We start from the raw sequence: 16,905 nt of genomic DNA on the forward strand, positions 1-16,905 counted from the left end.
ATTTTGCAGATGTTCTTTGGCAAGAAATTTGAGTATTGAGTAGTGATTGTACTCCATTGCGGAAATTTCCAACTTACGGTTTCTGTTTTTACAATGAAATAGTATGGGTTCAGCTGATAAATCAGTTAAATTTCAATACTAAAATCTAACTATTACCATATAAAATTTTAACAGAAGCTGCATTGAGTTGGTCCATTCCATAAAGTGCAAAGCAAAAGATGAAGAGTATTTTGCTCCATAATTAGATACATTTTGATTTCAATAGAAAAAGTCAGGTTTATTAGTTTAAGCCTGACTTTTTCGCTTATTGCATGATTTTTATCACTTCTCTCCTTTGTGGCAGATATTTTGCCACAATGAAGAAAATTAAATTAAAACTTTAATCATGAAAAAACTCTTTACAGTACTGGCAATCGCTGGTGGTCTTTTCGCCAACGCACAGGAAAAAACTCAGTCAAAATCTTCTTCTCCCGTTACTTTTGGTGTTAAAGCAGGTTTGAATGGATCTACACTTACCAGAGGAGACGGTTATGAATATGATAACAATGAGAAAATGAAAGTAGGTTTTCATGCAGGAGTATTTGCAAATATTCCGGTTTCTGAGAAATTCAGCATCCAGCCGGAACTCCTTTTCAGCCAGTTGGGATCAAAATCAGATTATAACTACAGAACAAGTTCAGGAAATTACAGAAGAACACAGCACTATGATTATAGTACAACCTTAAATTACCTTTCTCTTCCTGTAATGGTTCAATATAACATTCTTCCCCAGCTTTATGTGGAAGCAGGTCCTGAATTTGGATACCTGTTGGGAGGAAAAACAAAAGGAGATTTAACTACCATTGAAACTTCTGGAAATTCAATAACGGTTGATCATACAGACCACGTTTCAAAGAGTATTTCAACACAACTTTTTAACCGTTTCAATGTGGGATTAGGTATTGGTGCCGGATATTATTTTACGAAAAGCTTTGGTGTGACAGCAAGATTTACCGCTGGTCTTACTGAGGTTTACAAATATAATGAGGAGGATAAAGTAAGAAATAATGCACTTCAAATAGGAGTAGCTTATAAGTTTAAATAGAGATATTTATTATTTTCAAAATCGATACCGGACCTTTTAGAGGTTCGGTATTTTTATTTCAGCCTTACCATCGTCCCGGATATCTTATTTCTATTATAAAAATAGTTTCTGCTTTTAAATTTTTTATCATTTCAATTATCAACAATAAAGCTTTTTGAGTCTTCAACTCTTTTCATAAAATAGTCCGTTTGGAATATATTTATTCATTAAAAAGGGATAAATGATTAAAAAAAATCTTTCTGAAAACCTCTTCAAAACCCTTATAAACAGGGATTTTTCAACTTTGGCAAGCAATTTGCAAAATAATTGACGTCTGATTGAGAAATCATCCGGCACACAAATAGTAAAATTAAAAAAATAAAATTATGAAGAAGTTATTTTTAGGATTAGCATTAACTGCTGGTACTTTAGCTTTCGCTCAAGAGACAGAAACAAAAACAGTAAATGCATCACCACTAAAAAAAGATGTTCAACCTATTAGATTCGGGATCAAAGCAGGGGGAAACTCAGCGTATTTCAGTCAGCAGAAGTTTGGGATCAATACTCAGCAATTAGGTTTCCACGCAGGTGCATTCGTTAATATTCCAATTTCAAAACAATTCAGCTTCCAGCCAGAGATATTATTCAACCAAATGGGGGCTAAAGATGTAATGTATTCTACAGAAACTGACAATGGAGTTACGAATGTGAAAACTAAAGTACAGAGCAGAGTACAAATGAACTACATTTCAGTTCCATTAATGGTTCAAATGAGACCTATTGACAAGTTTTATATTGAAGCAGGACCTGAATTCAGTTATTTCCTTAATGGGAAAAACAAAGCAGAATCTTCTGTAGCAAGTACTACAGGAGGTGTTACTACCACTACTGCAAGTTCAAACTCTCAGGATATTGATAAAGATATGATCAACAAATTCAATTTCGGATTGGGTCTTGGTTTAGGATATGATATCACTTCCAACATTGGTGTAAGTGCAAGATATGTAAACAGTTTGACCAAAATCGATAAGAGCAGACCTGCCGCTGAAAACAATAACAGAGTGTTCCAGTTAGGACTGAACTATAAATTTTAATCAAAAGAACCAATTTTTTAACCATAAGTGCATTAACCTGCACGCATGAAATAGCCGGAAGAATTTCTTCTGGCTATTTATATTAATGTACTTTACAATATTTAAAATTATTCAAATATCCTCGGATCATCACTGATAACGCCGTCTATTCCCATCTCTTTTAATTCTTTTAATCTTTCTTTTGTGTTCACGGTCCATGGGATCACTTTCATGCCTAATGAATGGCATTCCTGTACCAATTGGGGTGTAACAAGGGTATGATCAGGACTGTAAATAGTAGGAGTAAAACTCAGAAACTTCATATCTCCAGCCACACCATTCAGATGATCGGGATACATTTTGAATTTCTCAGTAGGAATATTTTTAAAATAAGCCTGCTGCTGCGCAAGTTTTTTATCATCCACTTTTTCTACCAGCAGAGCCGTCATGATACTAGGATATTCTTTATGAAGAATCTCCAATGTTCTTGGATCAAAAGATTGGATAATCACTCTGTCCTGAATCTTTTTCTCAACAATAATCTTCATCATCAGATCGACAAATTCTTTAGGTTCGGGATGAAATATATGATCGGAGAAAGGACGGGTTTTGGTTTCTATATTATAAAAAGGCAGTGGTCTTTTCAACTCACGGGCATAAGCTTCACATGCATCTACGACGTCTGAAAAGAGAGGTTTCTGCACCTTCATTTTCTTTTGATCAGGATAGTTATTAAGTTTTTTCAAGCCTACGTCAAATGTTTTAATTTTTGCATAAGGCATTTCATAAATTTTGTAATAAAAACCAGAGTCTTTTGGAATATACGTTCCATCCGGTTTGGTGACCAGCTCCGGCGAGAGGAAAGCATCATGGGAAAGGATCACCTTTTTGTCCTTTGTGATAGCCAGATCCATTTCCAGGGTTGTGATATTCATTTTTAAGGCATTCTTCATTGCCGGGATAGTATTTTCCGGATAAAGAGATTTTCCGCCGCGGTGAGCCTGTTTATCGAAAGACTGTGAAGAGTAAAGCTGGGCAAATACCAGAAAAATACCCGTGAAAAATGCGTTTTTCATATCCTGAAGTTTTAATCCAACAAAATTAAAACTCTCCTGTGTATTGTATAATACATGAATATTAAGCTTCTGCTACATTTATAAAACAAAAGAGCCAGGTGATAGACCCAGCTCTTTTATTATATAATTTCAGAAAAGAGATTAATTGAATAACTCTAATTCTTCTCCTTTTCCTACAGGATATTCTTCAGTAAAACATCCGAAGCAGTGATTGGCAGACCCTAAAATAGTTTTCAGGTTATCTATGCTTAAAAACTCTAAAGAATCTACTCCTAAATAATTTTTAAGTTCTTCTGTCGTCATATTGGCAGAAATCAGATCATCTTTAGACGGAGTATCAATTCCTAAATAACATGGTGCAATGATTGGTGGAGAAACACTTCTGAAGTGAATTTCCTTTACTCCTGCATCTTTCAGAATTTTAACAAGTCTTTTAGATGTTGTTCCCCGAACGATAGAATCATCAATGATCACTACTCTTTTATCCTTCATCTCAGAGATGATTGGGTTCAGCTTAAGGTTCACTACCCTTTCTCTCATCTCCTGTGTAGGAACAATGAAACTTCTTCCGATATATCTGTTTTTGATCAAAACAGGACGGAAAGGGATCCCTGAAGCTTTAGAGAAACCAATGGCAGCAGGAACTCCGGAATCCGGAACTCCAATAACCAGATCAGCCTCTACGGGAGCCTGTTCCCAGATTTTCTCCCCAGATTTTTCTCTGATCTCGTATACATTGATGTTTTCTAAAGTAGAGTCAGGTCTTGCAAAGTAAATATATTCAAAAGAACAGATTCTCTGCTTTCCTTTCGCCTCATCCATCATATAAGAATGAAGTTTTCCAGGTTCGTTTTCATTGGTATAAATGATCTCACCAGGAAGAATATCACGAACGTATTGAGCTCCTACAGCATCCAATGCCACAGATTCTGAAGCCACTACATAAGATCTTTCATCGATAGCTCCCAAAACCAATGGACGGATTCCGTTGAAGTCTCTGAATGCAAAGAATTTATTTCTTGTCATCCCTACTACGGAATAAGCTCCTTCAATCTTTTCCATTGTTGCCTTAATGGCTCCACGAAGGCCTAAATCAAGGTTTTTCTGGATCAGTCTCAGGATTACTTCAGAATCGGATGTAGCTCTGAAAACTACGCCTTCAGCCTCCAATTCTTCTTTTAATTCTTTCGCATTGGTAAGGTTACCGTTGTGTGCTATAGAAAGTATAATCTGGTCATATTCGTTTTTCGCGAAAAATGGCTGAAAATTATATTTCTTTTTATCTCCTGCAGTGGTATAACGGGTATGTCCAATTGCAGAATTTCCCATAAAAGTTTCAGGTTCCTGAATGTCTTTATAAACATCTAAAACCAGTCCTTCATCTTTCATGTTTGTAATCCTTCCATCTTTTAAAACGGAAATACCACAAGCTTCCTGGCCTCTGTGCTGTAATGCAAAAAGCCCGAACTGCGAAAGAGAGAAAGTATCCAGATCATTATCCGAATACAATCCGAAGATCCCACACTCTTCATTGGGAGCATCAAGTCTTTCCTCTTCCTGAGTTCTGAAAAGATTTCTTCCGTAAGTCTGGGTTTCAAACTGTTTTAAATATTCACTTTTATGAATGTCTAAACTTTTCATTTCTATTTTTTCTAATTGTAGATCTTAGAAGTCAGATTTCAGATCTCAGACTAAAAGCTAACTTCAAATTTTAATTTTGTTTTAACTAACAAAGTATTTTCAGTACCAGCATCTGATATCTGAAATCTGGTATCTGAAGTCTTATTTCTGTAAAAGATTTTTAAGACGGTTGTAGATTTCTACATAAGCCTCAGTAACTTCTCCTAAGTCTCTTCTGAATCTGTCTTTGTCAAGCTTCTTCATAGTATCTTTGTCCCAAAGTCTGCAAGTATCCGGAGAAATCTCATCAGCAAGGATAATTTCACCATCTGAAGTTTTACCTAGTTCGATTTTGAAATCTACAAGGATGATATTGATTTTATCAAACAGGTCGATAAGGATCTCATTGATATCCGAAGTCAATTCATACATCTCGTCAAGCTCTTCGTAAGTAGCAGCTCCTAAGAAAACAGCATGGTGATCATTGATAAGCGGATCTCCCAATTCGTCTTTTTTGTAGCAGATATCGAAGATGGTTACCGGAGATTTGATTCCTTCTTCTACTCCTAATCTTTGTGCCATACTTCCTGCAGAGTAGTTTCTTACTACCATTTCCAAAGGAATGATAGATACTTTTCTTACCAACTGCTCTCTTTCGTCCAATTGTTTGATGAAATGAGTTTTGATTCCTTTTTCATTTAAGTATTCAAAAATAAGGGTTGTGATTGCATTGTTCATTTCCCCTTTCAGATCAACCTGACCTTTCTTTTGAGCGTTAAATGCTGTAGCATCGTCTTTGAAACGTACTACTACTTCATCAGGATTATCGGTTGCAAATACTTGTTTTGCTTTCCCCTCGTACAACATTTCTTTCTTTTGACTCATAATTTTACTTTCTAAATTGTAGTTAGATTTATTGATTTATTTTATAATTATTCCTGTTAAGACAGCCAGCCCAAAACTCAGCAGTGTACCAATTAATACATATTCTGTAAGTTTTCTCTGTTTTGCCTGTGCAAGGTCGCTGAACCTGAAAATAGATTTGGCAGCTACCATGAAACCCACGCCTTCCCAGTGATTCACCATGATAAAAGTGAAAACCAGCAGACGTTCTAAAATTCCGATATATTTTCCGGCACTTGATAAAGATTCGGTTTGAATAGTGTTTGGGCCATCCGGAGCAGGCGTCCATGATGACAATAAGATTTTGATAAAAATAGATGCTGGTGTTGTCAGAAACAACGCAGCCATGATGAGCTTTAAAAATTCCTGATTCTGCAAAAAGCTGAAACTGAATTCCTGAAAATAAAAGGAAACTCCGGCAATCACCAGAATATGCAGTAACTGATCAATGAAAAACCATCTTTTTTTGGTTTTTGCATTTTGAAATGTAAGCTTGGCAGCATCAATAATGAAATGAGTGATCCCTATCAAAACAGCTACCCACCAAAGTTGCAAATCCCAAAGAAAAATAAGACTTAATGCAGTGTGAATCAGAATATGAAAGTATAAAAACTTACTTTTTAGTTTATAGTTCTCCTTATCTGCAACCCATGAATTTGGCTGAAGTATAAAATCTCCGAGTAGATGTGCCAATATGAGTTTGATAAAGATCATGCCTATAGTTCTGAGATTTTCTTTCTGAAATACTGGTTGGTTTCCACGATGAGCTCATAGTTGGCTCGCTTCAGCCTCTGGCTCACCGAAGACTGTGAAATAGCAAATCTCTTAGCAAGATCTTCCTGGGTAATATCCTGATTCATGATCATCTCATGAATGATCTCTGCCGTAGCCATAGTCCAGTTGTCAAAATCTTTGGAAGACCATTTCAACAGAATATTAAGATCTCTGTCTACAGAGTCACTGGATGTTTTGATGGCAACTGTATGTCCGTCATTTTTAAGATCATTAAGTAATCTTCCGGAATGTACATAAGCTGTACCATTGGATTCTGTGATTTTCTCAGAAGAGAAACTTTCTTCACCAATACCGATGGCCATTCTTACATCTAAATTTTCCAGACTTTTAATAAGAGATTTTATGGCTAGAAACCGCCAGAAAACGTCATCAATACTGCATTTGAACTGGAACTCATCTCCTCTGTAGATTTCCCATGTGCCAGGAGCGCTTCCCCATCTTTCGAGAAGATTTTTAAGTCTGGTAATCCAAACTTCAGTGTCCGCATGCTGTGAATTTATAATATCACCGGTAATGACCGCTATCATACTGCAAATATAAGCATAATTACTTATAAATAAAAAATATAAGCAGAAACACTTATAGATATTGATTATTAGTGAATCTGCTTATATCGATTATGTAGTAACCATAAGGTTTTTAAGCCTTTAACAAAAATGCAAAATTATGAAAATGCAAAGAATTGATAAAACTTTTGTTATTATGTTTACTTTAACTCCACATTTTTTACTTTATTTTTAGGTAAGAAGCTATTCCTGCTATCCGCTCATACTCCTCGCTCCTTCCTTTTCCTTTCATGCTGTGGGGTAACCGCTACTATCAGGGCTAAACTTGTCATTACGAGCAAAGTGAAGCAATCTCATCAATTCCCTTTACCTATTATTTAAAAATAAACTTCACCAGTTTTAGAAACCTGTGAGGTTTTGCTTGTCACAAAAAATAATATTATTTAAATCCTGAGATTATTTATTTTTTTATAAACTGATGTGTCTTATCATCAAGCTTTAAAAAATAAACTCCTGTCGGAATTCCCTGCACTGAAATACTTTTCTTATTTCTGAACGGCTCCTTCTCTGTGAAAATCACTTTTCCGGAAAGATCTATAATCTGAGCTGTTTTTACTTGTTCCGCTGCTCCGCTTACATAAAGATCATCATAAACAGGATTCGGGTAGATTTTAAATTCATTGGCTGCAGCTATCAGCTCTGAAGCAGACAATGTACCGCCAAGATCCTGACAATAATTGGACGGATAAGAATCCCATTGACTAATATTAAAAGTACTCGCTGGCTGATTTACCGTAGCTTTTCTATATAAAGATACATTCCCATTATTATTGGTAGTATATTTTACACCGATAGCATCTATGGTAACCGTTTTATTATAAGCGAGCTCTACATAGTTTTGTCCTGCAAAAATCATAGGATCAGAAGCTGTTACAAATTTTGCCTGATCATTAGTATAACATGATAAAGTCGCTTTTGGATTCAAAATAACAAAAGTTTCATTGTTCCCCACTTTACCTTCCAGCTCATAGGTATCTCCGTTATAAATAGCTCCTGATGAATTGTTTTTAAACTGAATATTGATTCTGTAATTATTTAAATTGACTTCGTGCCCGGTTTTATTAACGATTTCCAGAGCATTATTCTTAACGGAATCTGTATTGGTTCCAGAGATATACTTTGTAATCATAAGATCCTGAGCATAGGAATCCGAAGCAATTGTTGACGCTGTAACCGTATTACTGAACGGAGATTCCAGATAGGCTTTATCAAAAGCTTTCACTGTAAAAGTATAAGTTGTTGACGGGTTCAGGTGGTCTATGCTTATAGAAGTTCCCTTTGTAACAGCTGCAGGTGTTGCTGAACCATTCACATAAACTCTGTATCCTAAAACATCAGTATCAGAAGAAGCCATCCAGCTAAGATTCACAAAATAAGCATTTTGCTGTGTTGAAACCAGCGATCCGGGAGCTGCCGGAGCAACATTATCAGGAGTTTCAGACCAAATCAGATCAATCCATTCAGGATGATCAATAAATGGGTTCCTGTTTTTCTGTATCGTATAAATGGTATTATTTCTGTCGATTTCTCTTTGTGAAACAGGATCTGAGGCACTCCATTGCTTCAGCATAGCAACATATGGAAGGTCAATAGCTCTTTCTTCCGTTCCGTCAAGCGGACACTGATCGGTAGTTGGTGTTAAGTTGGCTGATGTAGTATAGGCTGTATTGAACGACCCTAGTTTTCCTTCATATCTTACCGCAAAATACAACAAAGTCCTTGCAATATCCCCTTTGAACTCATTAATAGGTTCATAAACTCTTCCGGTATAAGGATAATTGGGAATTGCAGCATTGGACATCCTCGAAGTATTGGTGAAAATATAATGATTGGTATTATTTCCTATTCCATAAGGATAATTATTCCTTCGCTGGTTGATATAGGCATCAACAGGAATAATGAAATTCAGATCAGAATACATAGGATAATCACTGATAGAAGAGCTTGTACTGAATGTACTTTGAGGCATCATATGCTCTCTGTTATAACCCAGCCCTTCTCCGGCTGCACCAGCTATTAACTGATCTGATTTGTATTCATAAGCATCCGGGCCCGCAGGTATTTCCGAATATATATCCAGCATATACTGAGTATTGGAAGCATCATGATCATAATATTTGTCAAGATCAGTCTGGTTATAGAGCACCTTCAGGTCATCATAATGCCAGTTGATCATTTTATCCGAAATAATATCGTGAATTTTTGATTTCAGAGCATACCCTGTCAGTCCTGCCGTTCCGTCATAATATCCGGCTGGTGCCTGCGCAGAAATATAGGATGAAATTAAAATGATAGGAAGTAAAATTTTTTTCATGCTTTAAAAATTGGGGAACTAAAATAGTGAAATAAAAAACGGAAAAGACTGAATATTTTATTAAGAAAACATTAATTCTAAAAATATAAAAAATTGAAAATTAAACGCATTACCGCTTAAATATTACGAATGTAATAATTTGTTTTAGCATTCCATCAATTTGGTTATCTTTGGGCACTAACTATTATTATATGAATACAGAGACTATTGACAACATCAAAATGATAGCGGAGACAGCTAGAGAATTTGCAGAAAAGAACATCAGACCGAACATTATGGAGTGGGATGAAAGTCAGACTTTTCCAAAAGACTTATTCCACCAGTTAGGTGAGATGGGTTTTATGGGAATTGTTGTTCCAGAACAATATGGAGGTTCCGGCTTAGGGTATCATGAGTATGTTACTATTCTGGATGAAATTTCTCAGGTTGACCCATCTATCGGTCTTTCTGTAGCAGCACACAACTCGCTTTGCACCAATCATATCTATGAATTTGGAAATGAAGAGCAGAGACACAAATGGCTTCCTCAGTTAGCTTCCGGAAAAGTAATCGGAGCTTGGGGGCTTACAGAGCACAATACAGGTTCAGATTCAGGAGGTATGTCTACTACTGCTGTAAAAGATGGTGACGAATGGATCATCAACGGAGCTAAAAACTTTATCACTCACGCTATTTCAGGAGATATTGCCGTAGTAATGACAAGAACAGGAGAAATAGGTGCTAAGAATAACTCTACAGCTTTTGTTTTAGAAAAAGGAATGCCTGGATTTACTTCAGGTAAGAAAGAAAATAAATTAGGAATGCGTGCTTCCGAAACAGCAGAATTAATCTTTGATAATGTACGTATACCAGATTCTCACCGTTTAGGAGAAGTAGGTGAAGGTTTCAAGCAGGCTATGAAAGTGTTGGATGGTGGTAGAATTTCTATTGCTGCACTAAGCTTAGGTACTGCAAGAGGAGCTTACAAGGCTGCTTTGAAATATGCAAAAGAAAGACATCAGTTCGGAAAGCCAATTTCAGATTTCCAGGCCATCAACTTCATGTTAGCAGATATGGCTACAGAAATTGATGCTGCTGAGCTTCTTATCCAGAGAGCTTCTACTTTGAAGAATGCAAAACAGAAAATGACAAAAGAAGGAGCTATGGCTAAATTGTATGCTTCTGAAGCTTGTGTAAGAATTTCTAATAATGCAGTTCAGATTTTCGGAGGATACGGTTATACAAAAGACTTCCCTGCTGAAAAATTCTATAGAGACTCAAAACTTTGTACAATTGGTGAAGGTACTTCTGAGATCCAGAGACTGGTAATTGGAAGAGATATTACAAAATAAATCTTTAAATCCCAATACAAATGATTAAACAGGCACTTTTAGGTGAATTTCTGCACGAAGCTGAAAACACCAGAAAAATTTTGCAGGCAATCCCTGACAGCGCACTAGACTGGAAACCGTCCGAAAAGAACTGGACTACCGGTCAGTTGGCCTCTCACATTGCTGAAGTATACAATTGGTACGAATCCACTTTCAATGAGGATACGTTTGATATGGGTGCGTACAAGTATGACAAGGGAGACATTTCCAAAGCGGAAAATATCCTAGCAAAATTTGAAGAAAATGTTGCCAATGCACAGAAAGTTCTGGAAAACTCGGATGAAAGCACTTATTTTAATGAGTGGAAAATGGAAATGAACGGAAATGTACTTTTCCCGCCATCTCCCAGAATCCAGGTGGTAAGAGGCTTTCTTTATAATCATCTGTACCATCACAGAGGTGAACTGGTTGTTTACTTAAGATCAACTGGGAACAAAGTCCCTGGACTTTACGGCCCTACTGCTGATGATAAAATGTAATTAAGGATTATATAAATATACTAAGCTGTTTCATTTTGAAACAGCTTTTTTTTGTACAGAAACGTAGAGCATATAGTACTATTTACCAAAACTCAATTCATCAATATTACTCACATATAATTAAATAATTAATGAATTTTATTGTCTCATTTTAGTAAATTAATAAAGAAAATAACTTATTCCGTTTTTTTTCAAAATTAAAATTCATTTCATCACTTTCACTTTTCTTTTATTAATAAGCTTTTTCAATTATATTCAATGTATCGCATAGTATTTTAATTCCATGTTCTAAATTTCTCTTAAAAAATTTTGTTTTTGATAATATATTTTTCATTAGCTTTGATATTCCACAATCAAATTTAATATTTAATATGAAAAAACAATTAACGCTGATTGGAATGCTCCTTATCTCGGGTGTTTCTTTCGCACAGACTGACCGTCTTTGGTCTGAAGGTTCCAGAAAAGCTTCATCAGAGGTTTTTGAAAACAAAACCGGTATCAGCAATCCTAAGGTTTACAACCTAAACATCGACGGATTGAAAAATGCTTTAGCAAAAGCTCCCAAAAGACTGGCTGTAGGCGAAAAATCAGAACTCATCATCTCTTTTCCAAATTCTGAAGGCAGAATGGAAAATTTTAAAGTGAGGGAAAATTCCAACTTTGCCCCTGAACTGGCAGCAAAATATCCGGATATCAAATCCTATGTAGGACAAGGTCTGGATGATCCTAATTCCACAGTCTACTTCAGTGTTTCTCCACTAGGGCTGTCTTCCATGGAAATTTATGGTGATAAATCGACTGTTTTCATTGAGCCTTACACCAAAGATCTTTCTTCTTATGTAGTATACAGAAAATCTGACAAAAAAGACGATCTTAACAAGTTTGAATGTACTGTAGTAGACGCTGCCCAAAAAGGAGTTTCCAACTCTGCTCTTGCGGCAAGACCTAATGCTGATGATGCCAAACTAAGAACCTTCAGACTGGCTCTATCTTGTACCGGAGAATACACCACGTATTTCGGGGGTACAAAAGCTCAGGCTTTAGCTGCAATGAACACTACGATGACCCGTGTAAACGGTGTTTTTGAAAAAGATTTCGCAGCAAGAATGGTCCTGATCGCTAACAATGACACTGTAATCTATACCAATGCCTCTACAGACCCTTATTCAGCAGCTTCCGGAATGAGCAGCTGGAATTCTCAGTTACAAAGTACCTTAACTTCTGTAATTGGTGAAGCCAACTATGATATCGGGCACTTGTTCGGAGCATCAGGAGGCGGAGGAAATGCAGGCTGTATCGGCTGTATCTGTACAAACGGATCAAAAGGAAGCGGATATACTTCCCCGGCAGATGCTATTCCTTCAGGAGATAATTTTGACATCGACTATGTAGCCCACGAAATGGGGCACCAGTTTGGAGGAAACCATACATTCTCTATGAACAATGAAGGAACAGGCGCTAATATGGAACCAGGATCAGGATCAACCATCATGGGGTACGCGGGAATTACCAGCCAGGATATCCAGCCCCATTCTGATGCATTTTTCCATGCGATCAGCATTCAGCAGATCACCAATAATATTAAAGCTAAAACTTGTTCTGTCAATACCAATACAGGAAATTCAATTCCAACAGCCAGCGCAGGTTTAGACTATACAATTCCAAAGGGAACTCCATTCGTACTGACAGGTACAGGAACGGATGCTGACGGAGATTCTCTAACTTACATCTGGGAACAAATGGACAATGCTTCTTCTTCTCAAACAGGAGCAAGTTCAGCAGCCAGTGCAACAAAAGCTTCAGGGCCTAACTTCAGATCATGGGTTCCAACAACCTCGCCTGCAAGATATTTCCCAAGAATGGCTTCTGTATTAACAGGTGCAACAACTACAGCAGGTTCTGAAATCACAGTAGAAGCTCTTTCTTCAGTGGCAAGAACATTAAATTTCAGATTTACGGTTCGTGATAATAAAGCAGGAGGTTCAGGAAACAATTCTGATGATGCTCTTATCACAGTTAATGCAACTGCAGGTCCGTTTGCTATAACTTCCCAGAATTCAGCAACAACCTACGCAGGAGGTAGTTCTCAAACAATCACATGGAGCGTTGCAGGAACTACAGCAAATGGTGTGAATGCAGCGAATGTGGATATTCTTTGGTCAACAGACAATGGAAATACATGGACTACTCTATTGGCTGGAACTCCAAATGACGGTTCACAGGCAGTAACTATTCCTAATTCTACTACAACTACAGGAAGAATTATGGTAAAAGGATCTAATCACATTTTCTTTGATGTAAACAATGCCAACATCTCTGTAAATGCAGGTTCCGGAACTCCTGACACCGTTGCTCCTACAGCACCTACCCTTGCTGCTTCAGGAACCACAGCTACAACAACTAACCTTTCATGGTCAGGGGCTACTGATAATGTAGGCGTTACCGGATATGACGTATATCAGGGAGCTTCATTAATAGGCTCTACAGCTTCTGCTACTTATACTGTAACAGGACTTACTCCATCAACAACGTATTCTTTCTCTGTTAAAGCAAAAGATGCGGCAGGAAACGCTTCAGTTTCCAGCAATACCGTAAGTGTTACTACTCTTGCAGGAGGAAGCGTTTCATATTGCTCTTCTTCAGCATCTAACACCGCTGATGAAAGAATCGGAAATGTAAAATTCGGATCTATTAATAATACATCTACAGGAACAGCAGGTTATGAAAACTTTACTTCAGTTTCTACCAATGTAACCAAAGGAAGTGCTTATACAATCTCTGTGACTCCGGTTTGGACATCAACAAAATATAGCGAAGCATACGCTGTTTATATTGATTACAACGGTGATGGAGACTTTACAGACAGTGGAGAATTAGCTTGGACAAAAGCTGGATCTACAACAACTCCTGTTACCGGATCTATCACAATTCCTGCTACAGCAACTGTTGGGTCAACAAGAATGAGAGTGATGATGAAATACAGCTCAATTCCTACTTCATCTTGTGAAGCTTTCACTTATGGGCAGGTTGAGGATTACACTCTTAATATTGTTTCTTCAGGAAAAGGAGATCTTCAGAATACAAAAGATCTGATCACAGATATTAAGCTTTATCCAAACCCTGTTAGAGATATCCTTTATGTTTCCAATACAACTTCAGAAGACTATAAAATCTTCGATATGGGTGGAAAACTAATTGACTCAGGAAAACTTCAGAGAGGCTCTGTGAACGTAAGCAACCTTATCAAAGGTGCTTATATGATTCAAATTGGAGAATCATCTAAAAGATTTATTAAAAATTAATAACTTTTAAAATTAAACGATGTGAAAAAACTGCCCTTTACGGGGCAGTTTTATTTTTGTAAAATGTAAAATATCACTTCAAAAACATTTATGAATGTAATTAATTTCATAAAAATATTTTATTTAAAATAAAATAACTAGTATTTAAGTTTTTTGATTTAAATTTATCGCACAATAATATTCTTTTATTGTACCGTTTACCCAGTTTGTATTTAAGGGAGCTCCGAAGTCGTTTTTTAACGTCTGATGACGTTGCTTCTCTCGACCCTATTTCGGCAGAATTGATTTTTCAACCATTCAATGCCAGAAAAGCTGTTATTATTGCAAATTCTGATCAGTACCTTTTATTGACAGGAAAGTATTAATAATATTCATATCAGTATTTCCACTTAAGATTTCTGTAAAGAAAATGATGTTTCTAAAAGGCAGCCCCCTCTAATACCTCCTGATTTTAAAATAATTTAAAATTTTTTATATGAAACATTTATTTAAGTACATCTTTTTTTTAACGATTACTTCGTTCTCAATTGCCTGTAATTCGGATAGAGATGATGAAGTAGTTGACTCCAACCCGGACGTCACCACCGTATTCTACAAAAGCGCTGATGAACTGGCGGTAACTTATGACCCCAACAATACGGTAAGCTCAACCGTTAGAAACCAAGCCTATGATCTTTACAAACGAGGTAAATGGAGTGAGCTGGAATCACTTTTTAAAGCTAATAATTTAAATGGCGGATGGCCGCCTGCTAACGGAGGTTACAATATCGTTGATGATGTTGCTTTACAGGCCGGGCAGAAATTTGACAGATACAGCGGAGCTGTAGGCAGTTACAACGGAACAGGTGTTCCTACATTGGGAGGAAGCTTTACAAGCCCTATCATCAACGGATATACCTATACGTTTACCCAAAGAGCATTAAACCAGGCTGAAGAAAAGTATGATTTCTATTATGAGATTGATGTATTGAACAATTCAATGCAGTTTAAAACTCAGACAGCAGACATTATTCCTTGGTTTAGCCAGGCTGGAAAAGGAAAACAAACTATGTGGAAAATTCCAATTGATATCAACACAGGTTATCAGAAAACATGGAATAAATTAGCAGAAGAAGGTTACATAAAAGTGACTATTAAGAAAAGTCCAAGCGGAAAATACCCTAACTTAGTAGGCACGGTTATTCAGCCATAAAATCATTCAGATGTATTCAATATCAAAAAAAATAAGCATTACTAAAAAAGCTTCCGTTACAAAAAGTACTTTCATGAACGATGAAGCACTTCCGGCAGCCATTACTACTTTTACCTGCTGTAATTGTGGTCATGAAAATACAGTTGAGATAAAGCCCTACGAATCGGGATTTTCCATCTTCCAGTTGTACAATGAAGACAAAGTAGTATCAAAAAACGAATTATTAAAGCATGAAATTGTCAATGGAACTTCCCAAAGAATGCTTCATTTCGGAGAACTGACAGTCAATGATCAGCCCACTTTATACTTTGGTACCGATTGTTCCTCATGCTATTCAAAATACATAGGTGTATTTAGCTATGGTGAAAAACAGCCGGGATTGACGATATTGAGTATTTCAGGCATCTGGAAATATGAAGAATTAAAATAATTGAATATAATCAACTGATTTCAAAACAAAAACCACAATTTTTAAAGTTGTGGTTTTTTGCTTTTATAGATTCAGTTTTTCCCACAGATAATATATATTTTCACAGATGTTTATATTTAAATACGATTGTAAATTCAACTTTATTTTGAAAATTAAAAGTTATAATCTTCCCTTCCTCTTTATTCATACATTTTCCCATGGACATTTCCCATTTTAAAAATCCTTTTCTATCTTTGTGGGAAATAAAAAAATTCATGGATAAAATTGATAGTCTGAACCAAGTAGCAGAATTCCATACTACTTTCAAAGCCCCTATTTTAGATACCCCGCAAATTCCTTCTCCGGAAAGATGTAACCTTAGAGTAGAGCTTTTACAGGAAGAATTGAACGAACTGAAGCAGGCGATTGCAGACAATGATATTGTAGAAATTGCAGATGCATTATGTGATCTTCAGTATGTTTTGAGTGGTGCAGTGCTTGAATTCGGACTTGGCAGCAAATTTGTAGAGCTATTCAACGAAGTTCAGCGTTCCAATATGTCGAAAGCGTGTGATAATGAAGAACAGGCAAAAGAAACCGTTGAATTCTACAAAGAGAAGGAAGTAGAATCTTTTTATGAAAAGTCCGGAGAAAAATTTAACGTTTACAGACAGGCAGATCATAAAGTATTAAAAAACAAATACTACTCTCCTGCTGATTTAAAATCAATTATCGAGAAATAA

General features: G+C 36.4%; 14 protein-coding genes. 8 read left to right on the forward strand and 6 right to left on the reverse strand.

The window, feature by feature from the left end; translation table 11 throughout:
- Window positions 1-385 precede the first annotated feature (385 nt).
- Window positions 386-1,084, forward strand: a complete 699-nt coding sequence (locus GFU89_RS03880) for a porin family protein (RefSeq protein ID WP_318845896.1) — start codon at window positions 386-388, stop codon at window positions 1,082-1,084.
- A gap of 365 nt (window positions 1,085-1,449) precedes the next feature.
- On the forward strand, window positions 1,450-2,157 hold the full coding sequence (locus GFU89_RS03885) for a porin family protein (protein WP_318845897.1): 708 nt from the start codon (window positions 1,450-1,452) through the stop codon (window positions 2,155-2,157).
- Between the two features lie 107 nt (window positions 2,158-2,264).
- On the opposite strand, the gene GFU89_RS03890 is transcribed toward GFU89_RS03885, so the two are convergent.
- From GFU89_RS03890 to GFU89_RS03915, 6 genes are all read right to left on the reverse strand, one after another.
- Complete coding sequence (locus tag GFU89_RS03890) at window positions 2,265-3,212, reverse strand: glycerophosphodiester phosphodiesterase family protein (RefSeq protein ID WP_318845898.1); 948 nt, start codon at window positions 3,210-3,212, stop codon at window positions 2,265-2,267.
- Window positions 3,213-3,353: 141 nt separating this feature from the next.
- A complete protein-coding gene (purF, locus tag GFU89_RS03895) occupies window positions 3,354-4,853 on the reverse strand; it encodes an amidophosphoribosyltransferase (RefSeq protein ID WP_318845899.1) in 1,500 nt (499 codons plus the stop codon).
- A 141-nt stretch (window positions 4,854-4,994) separates the two neighbouring features.
- Window positions 4,995-5,717, reverse strand: a complete 723-nt coding sequence (purC, locus tag GFU89_RS03900; protein WP_027372243.1) for a phosphoribosylaminoimidazolesuccinocarboxamide synthase — start codon at window positions 5,715-5,717, stop codon at window positions 4,995-4,997.
- A gap of 36 nt (window positions 5,718-5,753) precedes the next feature.
- Window positions 5,754-6,449: a DUF3307 domain-containing protein gene (locus GFU89_RS03905; protein ID WP_318845900.1), complete on the reverse strand. Its 696-nt coding sequence runs from the start codon at window positions 6,447-6,449 to the stop codon at window positions 5,754-5,756.
- Between the two features lie 2 nt (window positions 6,450-6,451).
- A complete protein-coding gene (locus tag GFU89_RS03910) occupies window positions 6,452-7,057 on the reverse strand; it encodes a SatD family protein (protein ID WP_318845901.1) in 606 nt (201 codons plus the stop codon).
- A 439-nt stretch (window positions 7,058-7,496) separates the two neighbouring features.
- Entirely contained in the window at window positions 7,497-9,410 is a 1,914-nt protein-coding gene (locus GFU89_RS03915; protein WP_318845902.1) for an endonuclease, read from the reverse strand.
- Window positions 9,411-9,601: 191 nt separating this feature from the next.
- Here GFU89_RS03915 and GFU89_RS03920 point away from each other — a divergent pair, with 191 nt between their 5' ends.
- The 6 genes from GFU89_RS03920 (at window position 9,602) to GFU89_RS03945 (ending at window position 16,905) form a co-directional block, all read left to right on the forward strand.
- Window positions 9,602-10,741, forward strand: a complete 1,140-nt coding sequence (locus tag GFU89_RS03920) for an acyl-CoA dehydrogenase family protein (protein WP_318845903.1) — start codon at window positions 9,602-9,604, stop codon at window positions 10,739-10,741.
- 20 nt (window positions 10,742-10,761) lie between these two features.
- Window positions 10,762-11,259: a DinB family protein gene (locus GFU89_RS03925; RefSeq protein ID WP_318845904.1), complete on the forward strand. Its 498-nt coding sequence runs from the start codon at window positions 10,762-10,764 to the stop codon at window positions 11,257-11,259.
- A 371-nt stretch (window positions 11,260-11,630) separates the two neighbouring features.
- On the forward strand, window positions 11,631-14,561 hold the full coding sequence (locus tag GFU89_RS03930; protein WP_318845905.1) for a reprolysin-like metallopeptidase: 2,931 nt from the start codon (window positions 11,631-11,633) through the stop codon (window positions 14,559-14,561).
- A 475-nt stretch (window positions 14,562-15,036) separates the two neighbouring features.
- Window positions 15,037-15,753, forward strand: coding sequence for a glycohydrolase toxin TNT-related protein (locus GFU89_RS03935; RefSeq protein ID WP_318845906.1), 717 nt, complete (start codon window positions 15,037-15,039; stop codon window positions 15,751-15,753).
- A gap of 10 nt (window positions 15,754-15,763) precedes the next feature.
- Window positions 15,764-16,183: a hypothetical protein gene (locus GFU89_RS03940; protein WP_318845907.1), complete on the forward strand. Its 420-nt coding sequence runs from the start codon at window positions 15,764-15,766 to the stop codon at window positions 16,181-16,183.
- A gap of 254 nt (window positions 16,184-16,437) precedes the next feature.
- A complete protein-coding gene (locus tag GFU89_RS03945; RefSeq protein WP_318845908.1) occupies window positions 16,438-16,905 on the forward strand; it encodes a nucleoside triphosphate pyrophosphohydrolase family protein in 468 nt (155 codons plus the stop codon).

It is taken from the genome of Chryseobacterium sp. JV558, from assembly GCF_033712365.1.
GTDB lineage: Bacteria > Bacteroidota > Bacteroidia > Flavobacteriales > Weeksellaceae > Chryseobacterium.

Excerpts from the sequence above, each read along its gene's own strand:
- GFU89_RS03935 (WP_318845906.1), top strand. The coding sequence starts at position 15,037 with ATGAAACATTTATTTAAGTACATCTTTTTTTTAACGATTACTTCGTTC.
- purC (WP_027372243.1), bottom strand. The coding sequence starts at position 5,717 with ATGAGTCAAAAGAAAGAAATGTTGTACGAGGGGAAAGCAAAACAAGTA.
- GFU89_RS03925 (WP_318845904.1), top strand. The coding sequence starts at position 10,762 with ATGATTAAACAGGCACTTTTAGGTGAATTTCTGCACGAAGCTGAAAAC.
- GFU89_RS03910 (WP_318845901.1), bottom strand. The coding sequence starts at position 7,057 with ATGATAGCGGTCATTACCGGTGATATTATAAATTCACAGCATGCGGAC.
- GFU89_RS03920 (WP_318845903.1), top strand. The coding sequence starts at position 9,602 with ATGAATACAGAGACTATTGACAACATCAAAATGATAGCGGAGACAGCT.
- GFU89_RS03905 (WP_318845900.1), bottom strand. The coding sequence starts at position 6,449 with ATGATCTTTATCAAACTCATATTGGCACATCTACTCGGAGATTTTATA.
- GFU89_RS03915 (WP_318845902.1), bottom strand. The coding sequence starts at position 9,410 with ATGAAAAAAATTTTACTTCCTATCATTTTAATTTCATCCTATATTTCT.
- GFU89_RS03940 (WP_318845907.1), top strand. The coding sequence starts at position 15,764 with ATGTATTCAATATCAAAAAAAATAAGCATTACTAAAAAAGCTTCCGTT.
- purF (WP_318845899.1), bottom strand. The coding sequence starts at position 4,853 with ATGAAAAGTTTAGACATTCATAAAAGTGAATATTTAAAACAGTTTGAA.
- GFU89_RS03880 (WP_318845896.1), top strand. The coding sequence starts at position 386 with ATGAAAAAACTCTTTACAGTACTGGCAATCGCTGGTGGTCTTTTCGCC.
- GFU89_RS03890 (WP_318845898.1), bottom strand. The coding sequence starts at position 3,212 with ATGAAAAACGCATTTTTCACGGGTATTTTTCTGGTATTTGCCCAGCTT.
- GFU89_RS03930 (WP_318845905.1), top strand. The coding sequence starts at position 11,631 with ATGAAAAAACAATTAACGCTGATTGGAATGCTCCTTATCTCGGGTGTT.
- GFU89_RS03885 (WP_318845897.1), top strand. The coding sequence starts at position 1,450 with ATGAAGAAGTTATTTTTAGGATTAGCATTAACTGCTGGTACTTTAGCT.
- GFU89_RS03945 (WP_318845908.1), top strand. The coding sequence starts at position 16,438 with ATGGATAAAATTGATAGTCTGAACCAAGTAGCAGAATTCCATACTACT.